This window comes from Imperialibacter sp., assembly GCF_048007035.1.
GTDB lineage: Bacteria > Bacteroidota > Bacteroidia > Cytophagales > Cyclobacteriaceae > Imperialibacter.
The window spans coordinates 5756376-5768851 of sequence record NZ_CP180355.1 but is presented as its reverse complement, the minus strand read 5'-3'; the positions used below and the strand labels follow the sequence as shown (position 1 = coordinate 5768851).

At 45.2% G+C, this 12476-nt stretch carries 14 protein-coding genes; 5 read left to right on the top strand and 9 right to left on the bottom strand.

The features are described 5' to 3' along the window. Positions 1-4: 4 nt before the first annotated feature. The 6 genes from ACMVP2_RS24605 to ACMVP2_RS24580 all read right to left on the bottom strand — a co-directional run bounded on the left by ACMVP2_RS24605 (position 5) and on the right by ACMVP2_RS24580 (position 6472). The gene (locus tag ACMVP2_RS24605) at positions 5-2740 is read right to left on the bottom strand and encodes a DNA gyrase/topoisomerase IV subunit A (RefSeq protein ID WP_416865530.1); all 2736 of its coding nucleotides are present in this window, start codon (positions 2738-2740) and stop codon (positions 5-7) included. Between the two features lie 21 nt (positions 2741-2761). After that, complete coding sequence (locus tag ACMVP2_RS24600; protein WP_350121820.1) at positions 2762-3109, bottom strand: Pycsar system effector family protein; 348 nt, start codon at positions 3107-3109, stop codon at positions 2762-2764. 178 nt (positions 3110-3287) lie between these two features. Next, complete coding sequence (locus tag ACMVP2_RS24595) at positions 3288-3623, bottom strand: hypothetical protein (protein ID WP_416865529.1); 336 nt, start codon at positions 3621-3623, stop codon at positions 3288-3290. A 51-nt stretch (positions 3624-3674) separates the two neighbouring features. Further along, positions 3675-3908, bottom strand: a complete 234-nt coding sequence (locus tag ACMVP2_RS24590) for a SatD family protein (RefSeq protein WP_416865528.1) — start codon at positions 3906-3908, stop codon at positions 3675-3677. Positions 3909-3940: 32 nt separating this feature from the next. Beyond that, positions 3941-5818, bottom strand: a complete 1878-nt coding sequence (locus tag ACMVP2_RS24585; RefSeq protein WP_317491531.1) for a DNA topoisomerase IV subunit B — start codon at positions 5816-5818, stop codon at positions 3941-3943. Positions 5819-5992: 174 nt separating this feature from the next. Beyond that, positions 5993-6472, bottom strand: a complete 480-nt coding sequence (locus ACMVP2_RS24580) for a hypothetical protein (protein WP_339788438.1) — start codon at positions 6470-6472, stop codon at positions 5993-5995. A gap of 90 nt (positions 6473-6562) precedes the next feature. On the opposite strand from ACMVP2_RS24580, the gene ACMVP2_RS24575 reads away from it, so the two are divergent. The 5 genes from ACMVP2_RS24575 to ACMVP2_RS24555 all read left to right on the top strand — a co-directional run bounded on the left by ACMVP2_RS24575 (position 6563) and on the right by ACMVP2_RS24555 (position 9746). Further along, positions 6563-7789 (top strand): sterol desaturase family protein, encoded by a 1227-nt coding sequence (locus ACMVP2_RS24575; RefSeq protein WP_416865527.1) that lies wholly within the window; start codon positions 6563-6565, stop codon positions 7787-7789. Beyond that, positions 7782-8174 (top strand): hypothetical protein, encoded by a 393-nt coding sequence (locus ACMVP2_RS24570; RefSeq protein ID WP_416865526.1) that lies wholly within the window; start codon positions 7782-7784, stop codon positions 8172-8174. The genes ACMVP2_RS24575 and ACMVP2_RS24570 overlap by 8 nt, the downstream gene beginning before the upstream one ends. Positions 8175-8243: 69 nt before the next feature. Beyond that, the gene (locus tag ACMVP2_RS24565) at positions 8244-8732 is read left to right on the top strand and encodes an RNA polymerase sigma factor (protein ID WP_416865525.1); all 489 of its coding nucleotides are present in this window, start codon (positions 8244-8246) and stop codon (positions 8730-8732) included. After that, positions 8729-9034: a hypothetical protein gene (locus tag ACMVP2_RS24560; RefSeq protein ID WP_416865524.1), complete on the top strand. Its 306-nt coding sequence runs from the start codon at positions 8729-8731 to the stop codon at positions 9032-9034. The genes ACMVP2_RS24565 and ACMVP2_RS24560 overlap by 4 nt, the downstream gene beginning before the upstream one ends. Positions 9035-9044: 10 nt before the next feature. Continuing rightward, positions 9045-9746, top strand: coding sequence for a hypothetical protein (locus ACMVP2_RS24555; protein ID WP_416865523.1), 702 nt, complete (start codon positions 9045-9047; stop codon positions 9744-9746). Positions 9747-9751: 5 nt separating this feature from the next. Here the strand turns inward: ACMVP2_RS24555 and ACMVP2_RS24550 are convergent, their stop codons facing one another. From ACMVP2_RS24550 to ACMVP2_RS24540, 3 genes are read right to left on the bottom strand one after another with little or no spacing between them, the layout of a single operon-like run. Then, positions 9752-11050: a TRAP transporter large permease subunit gene (locus ACMVP2_RS24550; protein WP_317491524.1), complete on the bottom strand. Its 1299-nt coding sequence runs from the start codon at positions 11048-11050 to the stop codon at positions 9752-9754. Next, positions 11047-11520 carry a TRAP transporter small permease gene (locus ACMVP2_RS24545; protein ID WP_317491523.1) on the bottom strand — a complete coding sequence of 158 codons (474 nt, stop codon included), beginning with the start codon at positions 11518-11520 and terminating at the stop codon, positions 11047-11049. The genes ACMVP2_RS24550 and ACMVP2_RS24545 overlap by 4 nt, the downstream gene beginning before the upstream one ends. Then, positions 11495-12457, bottom strand: coding sequence for a TRAP transporter substrate-binding protein (locus tag ACMVP2_RS24540; protein WP_416865522.1), 963 nt, complete (start codon positions 12455-12457; stop codon positions 11495-11497). The genes ACMVP2_RS24545 and ACMVP2_RS24540 overlap by 26 nt, the downstream gene beginning before the upstream one ends. Between the last annotated feature and the right edge of the window lie 19 nt (positions 12458-12476).

Genomic DNA, 12476 nt, shown 5'->3' with positions numbered 1-12476 from the left:
CAGGTTAGAAAAGGCCAAGCTGGTCTTCTCCATTGCTTTTTGGTTTCTTAATATCCAAATCTATGCTGCTTCCCACATCAAAATTCTCATCTGTTTCTTTACTGAACTCTTCTTTCAGCTTCTTTACCGTTTCAGCTATTTCCTGCTTGTCGTCGGTTGCTTTCGAAGCAGTATCATCACCAGCTTCTTTGGTATCCGGCCCTGAGTCATCGTCGTTGCCATCCTTCTCCTCAGCCTCCGGGTCTTCATTGGCCAGCCACTCCAGTTTTTTGATATCCGGGAAACTCAATTTATTGCCGACTGCCTTCCACCCTTTGATGTCGATAAATTCCTCAAATACAATGACTTCCTTGTCTACCTCCTTGCTACCCTTCTTCTTATAGCTGACTTCGAAGGATGGTGAGGGATGCGAACTCACTAGTAGCAGCCTGGATCCCTTTTCTTCAGAAATGAAGACAAATTTCTTTTCAACTGTACTGGTTTCGATCAGGAATCGCTTACCAAAATGCACCTTCGACTTGCCATCCAGGTACACTGCGCTGATAACTGCCTTAGGGTTAAACTTTTGGAGTGTGAGAATCTGATGGTAGTCGTACCTGTTGGTCAGTTCAAAAGAGGTGAGCTCGTAGCTGCCGTCCTGATAAAAGACGATGATCTTATCATCCGCCAGGAAGTTGCCAAGGTACTCTCCCCTATCATCAGTATTGAGTCGTCCGATAGTAGCATCGTACCATATATCAAGCCCTCCCAACGTTGATCTCCCTGCTTCCTTCAGCACAATCTTTCTCACGGGGTATTTGGTTAAAATATTGCCCTGCGAGCCACGGCCTTTGATCTCTATTTCGGAGAAGTCAAAATCGAAAACTTTCTTTTTGGCCTTCGACCCGGAGGTCAGGCTGATATTAATGATTTCGGCTTCCCCGTTCGGATTTGCAGAAAAATAGAGCACTCTGGATCCTTTTTCACCTTTACTAACATCATACTCCTTGTCACGGGTGACGCCCAGCACCTGGAAGCGCTTGATCATGGACCGGCCCGACTTGCCATCTACGTAGACTGCATTGTACACCATGCGTTCGTCGTTTTTCTTGAACACACCTGCATAGAGGATGTCCTTGCCAACGAATACTTTGTCCTGAATTTTGACGACAGAAAACTTTCCATCACGTCTGAAGGCAATGATATCGTCCAGGTCAGAGCACTCACATATGTACTCGTCTTTTTTCAGTCCATAACCTATGAAACCGTCTTCTCTGTTGACATACAGCTTCTGGTTGTTTGCCGCCACCACGGTAGCCGCAATGGTATCGAACTGAGCTATTTCGGTGAGTCGCTCCCTTCCCTTGCCATACTTATCCAAAAGACTTTGATAATACTTAATGGCATACTCCACCAGGTTCTCCAAGTTATAATTGACTTCTGCCAGCTCTTCCTGAAGCTTCTTCATCAGCTCGTCGGCCTTGAAGGAGTCAAATTTGGAGATTCTCTTGATCTTGATTTCAGTCAATTTCAAAATATCGTCCTGTACGATCTCACGGTAAAACTGGTCTTTGAAAGGATCAAGCCCCTTATCAATGGTGTCCAAAACAGCTTCCCAGGTTTCACATTCCTCAATATCCCGGTAAATTCTGTTTTCGATAAATATCTTTTCAAGTGAAGAGAAGAGCATCTTTTCCATCAGTTCTGCTCTTCTGATCTCCAACTCCCGCTTGAGCAGGTTGACCGTTTGGTTGGTACAAACCTTCAGAATGTCATTGACAGACATGAATACAGGCTTGTCGTCAACAATCACGCAGGCATTGGGAGAAATGGATACTTCACAATCCGTAAAGGCGTACAAGGCGTCGATGGTGATATCGGGCGATACGCCAGGTGCCAGGTGCACCTCGATTTCAACGTCCTTGGCCGTGTTATCCACCACCTTTTTGACCTTGATCTTTCCCTTATCGTTGGCTTTCACGATGGAGTCCATCAGGTTGGTGGTGGTAGTGCCAAATGGAATGTCTTTGATAACGAGTGTCTTCTTGTCGAGCTCTTCTATTTTGGCCCTTACACGAACTCTGCCGCCTCTCTTTCCTTCATTGTAGTCTGAAAAGTCTGCCAGGCCACCGGTAGGAAAGTCGGGTAAAATATTAGTCTTCTTGCCCTTAAGCACTGCAATGGAAGCTTCAATCAGCTCCCGGAAGTTGTGAGGCAATAGTTTGGTAGAAAGGCCGACCGCAATACCTTCAACACCCTGGGCAAGAAGCAATGGGAATTTAACCGGCAGCGTGACAGGTTCACGTTTACGTCCGTCGTAGGAAAGTTGCCAGTTGGTGGTTTGCGGGTTGAAAACCACTTCGAGCGCAAACTTCGATAGTCGGGCCTCTATGTAACGGGGTGCTGCGGCCCGGTCTCCCGTGCGAATGTCACCCCAGTTGCCCTGGGTTTCAATAAGCAGGTCTTTTTGGCCAATATTGACGATAGCGTCACCAATGGAAGCGTCGCCGTGCGGGTGGTACTGCATGGTACTACCGATGATGTTCGCCACTTTGTTGAAGCGACCATCGTCCATTTCCTTCATGGCATGCAGGATACGCCGCTGTACCGGCTTAAATCCGTCTTCAATTGCAGGCACGGCCCTCTCCAAAATTACATAAGATGCATAATCGAGGAACCAGCTTTCGTACATGCCCGAAACGGCTACCACATCATGAATCTGATCTTCTCCTTCGTGACTGTTAAGGTTCTCTTCTTCCATACTTTACTTCAAAACTTCTATTTACAACGATGTTGTGACCAACAAAACCCTCATCAACAATGATAGCCCCAAAAGGCCTATTCCAAAAATTGACACATAGCAACAAATTTTAAATGTTCGAAATTTGGAAGTTGCTATTCTAGAATTAACGAGAATCTGATTTACCAGATTCTCGTCGGACGCAGTGGGCTTGAAATCAGGGTAGGATCTCCTGTATTCAAGCAAAAACCCATCTAAACTCGTCTTTGACAAGTCTTCAAAGAAGTAAATGTTCGGGTTTGCTTTATTTGAAGCGCCAATAAGCAAATTCGACGTTGTCGGAAATTGAGAGGCTAGGCTTATCAAAATTGAGCACCCACAAATTGCCAATGAAGCAGCTGCCGAGTAGCTATCAAATAGCTTTGAATCGGGAAGTACACTAATAACCCCTATGATAATTGCCGAATTTAGGAGAATCAAACCACCATGCTTCGCCTCGGCAAACTTGAGCCAGTCATTTACATTGCTAAAAATATATTTTAGTTCCTCTCTCAACTCTACTTCTTTTCTATTGCAGACTGCATTTATTGGACACTACCAATCTTAAAAGACTTTTTGAAACAAAAAGTTGATCAAGTTTTAATGAAATTCTTTTTCTCCATACAGTAGATGGATCTTTAGCTAACTTTTTGCTAACCCCCTTGTAGTCATCATTTTCGAAAAACACTGTTAGATATTCCTTGTCCCTAAGCGACCAGTCACGGTATATTGAATCATACAGTTGAAAAATGCCGTTCAGCATCGAGTCCAAGTAAAAATCATCGGTTGCTAAATGATGGCGAGTTTTCTTTTTCTTTAACACTTCAAGTCCTCTTCTTGCGTCCACCAGCCCTTTTCCTAACATTTCATATGCCCTTTTTTCGTTTATCGTGTATAGATCACCCCATTTTGAACACTACCTAATTTTGAATTCTTGTTTCAATGACACCACTAACTCGTCCAGGTAAAACATCGCTTGTAAACAACTCAACAAATCCATCATAACTCCCTGAAATTCATCCCCAAGAGTAACTGTCAGGGGAGATAATATGTAATCGGATAATTTCTTGTTGGTTGCTTCAATAACCTTTTTGAAATCCATCATCAACTGCGCTCCATTTTTTGAAGTGCTCCCTACTATATCTCCCATCAAAATGTACCGCTTCTCCAATATGTTTAGTCTCAATCTTCTATCACCACCTCTTCTACCAAGTCCTTCTCTATTTTCAGGTTATCGATAATGAAAATTTGCCTGTCCGGCGTATTCTTACCCATAAAGAACTCCAGTAATTGAGGGATCTTAGTTTCCTTCTTCAAAATAATGGGTTCCAGCCGCATATCTTCCCCGATAAACTTGCCAAACTCCTCTGGTGATATCTCCCCCAGTCCTTTGAATCGGGTTATTTCCGGCTTAGACCCAAGCTTGTTGATGGCCTGCTGCCTCTCCTCATCGCTGTAGCAATAGATAGTTTCCTTCTTATTCCTAACCCTGAAAAGTGGTGTTTCCAAAATGTATACATGGCCGTTTCGAACCAGGTCCGGAAAAAACTGCAGAAAGAAAGTCAGCATCAGCAGTCTGATGTGCATCCCATCCACGTCGGCGTCAGTAGAAATGATGATTTTACGGTAGCGAAGCCCTTCTAACCCGTCTTCAATATTGAGTGCGTGTTGAAGAAGGTTAAACTCCTCGTTTTCATACACAATCTTTTTCGTCAGGCTGTAGCAGTTCAACGGCTTACCACGCAAACTGAACACAGCCTGAGTTTGCACATCCCGTGACTTGGTGATAGATCCAGAAGCGGAATCACCCTCGGTAATGAAAATCATGGAATCATCCCGGCGCTCATTCTTCAGGTCGTCGAAGTGGATGCGGCAATCCCTCAGTTTTTTGTTGTGAAGGTTGGCCTTTTTGGCCCTGTCATTGGCCAGCTTCTTGATGCCCGCTATTTCTTTGCGTTCCCTCTCCGACTGAATAATTCGTTTTTGCAGGGCTTCCGCCACGGAGGGATGACTATGCAGAAAGTCGTCAAGGTACTTTTTAACAAAGTCATTGATGAAAGTACGCATGGTGGGGCCTTCCGGGCCAACGCTTTGAGAGCCTAGCTTCGTTTTGGTCTGCGATTCGAACACAGGCTCCTGCACCCGCACTGCAATAGCTCCTACAATACTTGTGCGCACATCCGATGCATCAAAGTCTTTTTTGTAAAACTCCCTGACCGTTTTTACCAATGCCTCCCGGAAAGCCGCCAAATGGGTGCCGCCCTGGGTTGTGTACTGACCGTTAACAAAACTGTAATACTCCTCACCATATTGGTTATTATGAGTGAGCGCAATCTCAATGTCCTCTCCCTTCAGGTGAATGATTGGATAACGCAGCTCTTCTTCGTTAGTCTTGCGGTTCAGTAAGTCGAGAAGACCATTTTCTGAATAATACTTAACACCATTGAAATTGATTGTCAATCCGGCGTTCAGGAACGCATAGTTCCAAAGCAGGTTATCAAGATACTGCGGAATGAAATGGAAGTTTTTGAAGACCGTGCCGTCGGGTTCGAAGATGGTGAGTGTGCCATTTCTTTCAGTGGTGGTAGTCTCAGGCGGATCGTTGGTCAGCTCCCCCTGATGGAACTCAGCCATTTTAGTGCGGCCTTCTCTGAATGATTGCACCTTGAAGTAGTCCGAAAGGGCGTTCACCGCCTTAGTACCTACTCCGTTCAAACCAACTGATTTCTGGAAGGCGTTAGAGTCGTATTTACCCCCAGTGTTGATCTTGGACACACAGTCGATGACTTTACCCAGCGGAATGCCACGACCAAAGTCACGCACCTCTACCCTATGGTCGGTCACCTTTACGTTAATGACCTTGCCATTCCCCATCATGTGCTCATCGATACTGTTGTCGATGATCTCCTTTACAAGTACATAAATACCGTCATCCATCGCAGCACCGTCGCCGAGCTTGCCGATATACATACCTGGCCTGAGCCTGATATGCTCTTTCCAGTCAAGTGAACGAATATTGTCTTCGGTGTAATTTGATACTGCAGCTTGTTCGTTTGCCATAAGTCCTTCAATCGCAGAAAGTTTCCATCATTTTGACCGTATCTGGGGTCAAAAATTGCAGTGAATTTAGGATAATTATGGAAATTTTCTGGAATATAATTTCCCTTAACTTGCTGTAAATGAAGGATTTATATTCAACTATTGATTGAATATCCCAGCACTAAGCTACTGATATTAAGAGGGTTGATAGCTCCGATAGCGGAGAACAAAACCGTAAGAAAGAATCCAGGCAAAAATCAGAAAAGTGCCTAAATAGACCAGATAGGCAAAATTATTAAAGTCGAGGTTCACACGATTGTTGTACACGCCTATGAAGGCAGCGCCAGTTACAAAAAAAACGTTGATGAGGCTGATAAGCACTTCGAGCCAAATGAGCGTCTTGTTCTTGAATATCTCAGATGAAAACAAACCTCTTCCTTCAGTGACCGGCACGCCATCGAGCACCTTGCCAAACACAAACAACAAAAGGTTGACAACCAGAAAAAAAGCAAACGAGTAATAGAAGAATTGGCTTTTAGAAATGAAGTAGATGGGCGTGCCTAGTTGATCGCTGTACAGCGAAACATTTTCAGGCAGATAAGCATACACAAACAGGAGCCCGCCAAGGAAAAACAGCAATGAAATAATTCTGATAAATGAAAATACTCTCTTCATGCTACAGCCATCAATTTGGATGCAAAACTAGTTAGTATTCTTAAATAAATAGCTTTTTTAATTACATTGTTATCTGTATTAGTAACACCCATGAACATTAACCCTGTCATTCTTTCTATCCCAATCTATTTTCTGCTGATTGGTGTGGAGCTTATTATTCAGCACTTCCAGCACCGGAAAATCTACCGGCTGAATGACGCCCTCACCAATATGAGTTGCGGCATTACTCAGCAAATTACCGGAGCCTTTCTTAAGGTACTTACTGTTACGAGTTACCAGTTGGTCTACGAGAACTTTGCGCTTTTCAATGTACCCGTAACGTGGTATACTTTCATCCTTATCTGGTTGGCTGTGGACTTGTGCTACTACTGGGCGCACAGGATGAGCCACGAAATCAACCTATTCTGGGGAGGGCATGTGGTGCACCATCAAAGTGAGGACTACAATTTCTCTGTAGCGCTCAGGCAGGGCTCGTTCCAGGTGTTCTGGACCTTCTTTTTCTACCTCCCGCTGGCAATTATTGGTGTGGACACACTCACCTTTGTGCTGGTTGCTGCCATCAACACAGTTTACCAGTTTTGGATTCACACGGAAACGATTGGCAAACTAGGCTGGTTCGAATACGTTTTCAATACTCCCTCCCACCACAGGGTGCATCATGGGCGTGACCCAAAATATATTGATAAGAACCATGGAGGTACCTTTATCATTTGGGACAGGCTATTTGGCACGTTTCAGAAAGAGGAAGAAAGGCCGACATATGGCATTACCAAGCCTGTGAATACCTGGAACCCTATCAAAGCCAACTTGCAGCATTATATCGACATGGCGGGGCAACTCAAGAAAGTCAGATCGTTGGGTGATGGCCTCAGGATCATGTTCAACAAACCCGGCTGGCTCCCCGATTACCTCGGCGGCTATCAGGGCGTGCCTGATGTTGATAAAAGTGCCTATCGCAAATTCAACCTTCACCCTCCTTCGGCATTTTCGGCGTACCTGATCTTCCAATACCTGTTCGTCCTGGGAGGCACGTCGTTCTTTATGTTCAATCAAGGTAATTTCTCTATCATGGAAAAATCGGTGATAGCTGTAACCATCGTGGTTTCTATCATCATTCTTGGGGGCATTATAGAAATGAGAGAGTGGGCCTTCACCACCGAACGCATCAGGCAGCTTATTCAACCACTTTTAGCTTATTTTTTGACCTATTCGTTAATTCCCGTTTATATACTGGGAGTTGTTGGCATTGCCTCCTTAATTTGGATGTACAAAATAAGAACCCCCACTTCCAAACCGGATCAAACCATCAATGCCTGACTTAAGACAATTGAAAAAGTATCGTTTGCTGCCCATCATTGCACTAATGTTTTACGGCTGCGGACTACCTGCCGATTTGGATGGGTACAACGATGTGACATGGAAGAGTGACGCCAATGGATGTAATGGAGACAGACTGGCTATGACTGAGGTGTTCGTTACTCAAAAAGACAAAATAAAAGGTCTGGATGAGCCTCAAATACTCAGGTTGTTGGGTAAACCAGACAAGCAGGAGCTTTATATCAGAAGTCAGAAGTTTTTCGTGTATTACATGGAACCAGGGCCAACCTGCGAAAACAGCGTAGAGCCGCCTCTCCTTCTTACCATAAGATTCAATGCACTGGGCTACACCAATGAAGTTTTTCTGGAAAACTTCACCAAGTAATCGGGCCTTTTCAACTTTTTTGAGAAAGCTTGTCATATAATTTCCCTCCTTTCCAGACTAAGCTAACAGATGACAACAAGGGAGCAACTGGAAGTACACCACAAAGAGGCATGGTTTTGGGCCAGACAATGCTGTCGCTTCCAGCCCGACTTGGCAGAAGACGTTCTGCAAACAGCTTACCTCAAGGTGCTGGAGAAAAGAGCAGTCTTTGTTGGTAAATCAAGCTTTAAGACCTGGCTCTTTAGTGTGATCCGATTCACGGCGTTGGATGTCTTGAACTCCCGGCAGTTGCACACAGTCAGACATCTGGATATCGACGGGGTACAGGTTGCTGCTCCACGGGAAGAAAGTGATATGGTCAACTATGAATACATGATAAATCAATTGCCCCAACGCCAAGCCGAACTACTGCTGTTGGTCTTTTATCACAACATGACGCTGGAAAAGGCCGCTGAGGTAATGGAAACGAGTATTGGCACGGCACGCACCCACTACGACAGAGGAAAAAAGAAACTTAGAGCATTGATATTGGCTTCACAATTAAAGAAAGCGATATGAAAAAAGAAGACGACGACCTAAAAGACTTTTTTCTTGAAATGAAAAAGGGTGATGCCTCCTTTGACGTTCTGCCTTTGGCTAAGCTACTGCGTCAGCAAAAGCCGCAAAAGCTACCTGTTTGGGCAGTAGTAGCGGCAACTATAAACATCATTCTTTTTGTTGGAGGCTTCTGGTACCAAAGTCTTCAACCCACCGAAGGAGTGGATGCGTTACCCCTTGTCGACACACAATCTTTCATTGATCAAAACAGCGATATGATGACGTGGGAAACACCCACGGACAAGCTGTTAACCAACTTTTAATCTTATTACAATGAGAAACATAATCACAACTTGCTTAGTGCTATTTCTGGTGGGTTCGATAACCTCCTATGCGCAAACTTCTGATCCTTTTGCGGCGACACTTTACGAACCTGATCTCGTAATGAGATATAAAAATGATATCGGCCTGGCCGATAATCAAATAGGACAAATAAAAGCCTTGTACGAAGTAAATAGCGTATTATTCAATGAAAAGAAATCAGGCTGGTCATTAGCGATGACGGAGTTCCAAGTCTTAATATCACAGCCAAATGTAAACTATGAGACTTTGGACGAAAAATTTAGCAAAATTCTTGCCATGGAAAGTGATTTAAAGAAATTGAAACTCAAGTCTTTGGTAGAGATCAAGAATCAACTTACACCTGAGCAACAAGTAAAGCTCGATCAAATCAAAGCAAGAAACCCTGATTACAAAAAAGCCTTCGAACTTAATGTTACGCCGTTTGGTGACGGCACAAAAATAGTTATCACTGACACCGATAAACTTACCATATCGGACGACCAACTACCTATGTATGTGTTTTTCAATGGCAAAGATAAAATCCCTGTTATCGGGAGGGCGGCAGCGCTGGCAGACATAGACCCAAACAATATTACCTCAATGAGCGTCTTGAAAGGTACCGCAGCTACCAATAAATATGGCGACGAAGGAAAAAATGGTGTTATCGAAATCACCCTTCGTACCAAAAAGTAATGAAACTAGTACCCAAACAACTCCGGCAGCCACAAACTTAGCGCCGGCACATAGGTGACGAGCAGCAACACGGCGATCATAGCCAAAAACAGCGGAAGTAACGGTTTGAGCACTTTTTGAATGCTCAAACCGGCCACGCTACATCCAACGAATAGCAGAGAGCCTACTGGCGGAGTACAAAGCCCAATACAAAGGTTCATTACCATCACAATACCGAAATGGATGGGATTCATACCCATTTGCACCACCACTGGCAGGAATATAGGTGTGAAAATCAGTACCGCAGGCGTCATGTCCATGAAGGTACCCACAGCCAGCAACAAGAGGTTAATAATCAGCAGGATCACAACCGGATTGTCGCTCACATTCAGCAGGAAGTCGCTGACCCCCTGAGGGATATTCTCATAGGACAATACCCATGACATACCCATAGAAGTGGCCACCAGCATCAACACGATGGTGGTAGTTAATGTAGTGTCCAGCAGAATGCGAGGCAAGTCTTTGTACTTCACCTCTTTGTAAACAACCATCGACAGGATCAGGGTGTACAGCACGGCAATGGCCGACGCCTCAGTGGCGGTGAATATCCCAGCGATAATACCACCGATGACAATTACCAATAGCAAGAGGCTTGGCAATGCGCCGAAAAAGCTTTTGAAGAATATTTTTACCCCCGTCGTCTCGTTTGACTTGTATCCTTTTTTCAGGGCCACAACACCAGCAACAATCATCAATGCAAGACCAATAAGCAACCCTGGAATATAGCCAGCGAGAAACAGCGCTGCAATAGAAACACCTCCGCTCGCCAGGCTGAATACGATAAGAATATTGCTAGGCGGAATAACCAAACCTGTAGAAGCTGAGGTGAGGTTCACAGCAGCACCAAAAGCTTTATCATACCCCTCTTTTTCCATTCTGGGCACCATGAACCCGCCGATTGCCGAAGCAGCAGCGACAGAAGAACCCGAAATGGCGCCGAAAAGCATACATGCCAGTATGTTAATAAATGCCAGGCCTCCGGGAAGTGGCCCCACCATGGCCCTCGCCAAATCGATCAGTCGGCTGGCAATGCCGCCCTTGTTCATCAGCTGCCCAGCCAGCACAAAAAACGGTATGGCGAGCAGCGAGAAACTATCAATTCCTGTGGCCATTCGCTGAGCCAGTGTGGTAAAAGCTATCACCGGATCCATGGTGATCAGTATTGTGACAAGGGAAGAAAGTCCGATGCTATAAGCTACGGGCACACCAATGCCCAGCAGCACAACGAAAGTCAATACTAAAATGGCTATCTCTGTCCAGTTCATACTTCGGCCCTCCCTTTGATCAATTCATGAATACAGTAAAAACAAATTAGAAGTCCACTGACTGGCAGTGAAATGTATACGTAAGCAAGTGATACCTGAAGTGTGGCTGCCAGCTGACCCAGAGCAAACGAAATGTACACAAGCCTAATACCTCCTACAACCATGACCAGCAGAGCGAATACCAGTATTAGCAGGTAGATAAAGCGATGAAGTAAAACAGCTTTAGCTCCTTCCAGTTTACCGGGAAGAATATCAATTGCCAGGTGCATATTTTTGCCAGTGGCATATGCTGCGCCAATCAGTGCTACCCAAATGAGCAGGTACCTGGCAAGCTCATCGGTAAAGGAGCTGGGGCTTCTCAATATATATCGGGAGGCTACCTGCCAAAGGACATCCAATACAAGGAGGCTCATAAGGATAACAAGCCCACCTTCGGTAATTTTGTCAATTTTCTGTCTGAGAACTTTCATCTACGGCTTCAATTCTTTCAAGTAGTTTCTTTCGGTATTCTGTATTGGCAAATGCATCCAGCATCGGCCTGACTTTTTCAATAAATGGCCCTTTCTCGGGGTATTCAACGTGTACCCCATCCGCTATCATGGCTTCCAGCGCTTCGTTCTCTGACTCCTCCCACAGTGTGCGCTGGCGCACAGCCGACTCATAGGAAGCTTCGCTCAACCACTTCTTTTGCTCATCGTTCAAGTCGTCCCAGGTATGGGTGCTCACCAGCATCACATCCGGCACAAAAGTGTGTTCATTGAGGCTATAATAGCGACAAACTTCATAGTGCCTTGTCAGGTAAAGACTCGGGGGATTGTTTTCTGCGGCGTCCACAACGCCCTGCTGAAGTGCTGTATAAAGCTCGCCAAACGGTATGGGGGTCGCAGAGCCGCCCAGCAACCTCACCATTTGAATAGCTGATGCGCTGGACTGCACCCTCACTTTGAGCCCCTGAAGGTCTTCCGGCTTCATGATGGGCTTGTCTTTGGAATAAAAGCTGCGACTGCCAGCGTCGTAAAAGCACATGCCCCGCATCCAGAACTCCTCGCCACTCGTCAAGAGCTCCTGCCCAATTTCGCCACCCAACACTTTTCTGTAATGGTCCTTACTATGAAAAACATAGGGTAAATTCACCACTGCCATCGACGGCATGAAGCTTTCCAGCACTGCCGCAGAGGCTTTGGTCATTCCAATGGAGCCTATCTGCAACAATTCAAGCAGCTCTCTTTCAGATCCCAGCTGTCCATTGGGGTAGACATCAATTCGCATTTTGCCGTTTGATTTCTCATCTACTTTCTCCGCCAAAAAAACCATCGCCTTGTGCACTGAGTGGTTTACGTCTAGAGCATGGCCAAGCTTAATCACCTTCACATCGCTTTTCACAGCACAGCCCGCAATCGTTAGCATTAAAAAAAAACAGAGCAGG

Coding starts and splice junctions, on each gene's coding strand:
- ACMVP2_RS24590 (WP_416865528.1), bottom strand. CDS start 3,908: ATGGGAGATATAGTAGGGAGCACTTCAAAAAATGGAGCGCAGTTGATG.
- ACMVP2_RS24595 (WP_416865529.1), bottom strand. CDS start 3,623: ATGTTAGGAAAAGGGCTGGTGGACGCAAGAAGAGGACTTGAAGTGTTA.
- ACMVP2_RS24545 (WP_317491523.1), bottom strand. CDS start 11,520: ATGAAAGTTCTCAGACAGAAAATTGACAAAATTACCGAAGGTGGGCTT.
- ACMVP2_RS24555 (WP_416865523.1), top strand. CDS start 9,045: ATGAGAAACATAATCACAACTTGCTTAGTGCTATTTCTGGTGGGTTCG.
- ACMVP2_RS24550 (WP_317491524.1), bottom strand. CDS start 11,050: ATGAACTGGACAGAGATAGCCATTTTAGTATTGACTTTCGTTGTGCTG.
- ACMVP2_RS24580 (WP_339788438.1), bottom strand. CDS start 6,472: ATGAAGAGAGTATTTTCATTTATCAGAATTATTTCATTGCTGTTTTTC.
- ACMVP2_RS24540 (WP_416865522.1), bottom strand. CDS start 12,457: ATGCTAACGATTGCGGGCTGTGCTGTGAAAAGCGATGTGAAGGTGATT.
- ACMVP2_RS24570 (WP_416865526.1), top strand. CDS start 7,782: ATGCCTGACTTAAGACAATTGAAAAAGTATCGTTTGCTGCCCATCATT.
- ACMVP2_RS24605 (WP_416865530.1), bottom strand. CDS start 2,740: ATGGAAGAAGAGAACCTTAACAGTCACGAAGGAGAAGATCAGATTCAT.
- ACMVP2_RS24560 (WP_416865524.1), top strand. CDS start 8,729: ATGAAAAAAGAAGACGACGACCTAAAAGACTTTTTTCTTGAAATGAAA.
- ACMVP2_RS24575 (WP_416865527.1), top strand. CDS start 6,563: ATGAACATTAACCCTGTCATTCTTTCTATCCCAATCTATTTTCTGCTG.
- ACMVP2_RS24565 (WP_416865525.1), top strand. CDS start 8,244: ATGACAACAAGGGAGCAACTGGAAGTACACCACAAAGAGGCATGGTTT.
- ACMVP2_RS24585 (WP_317491531.1), bottom strand. CDS start 5,818: ATGGCAAACGAACAAGCTGCAGTATCAAATTACACCGAAGACAATATT.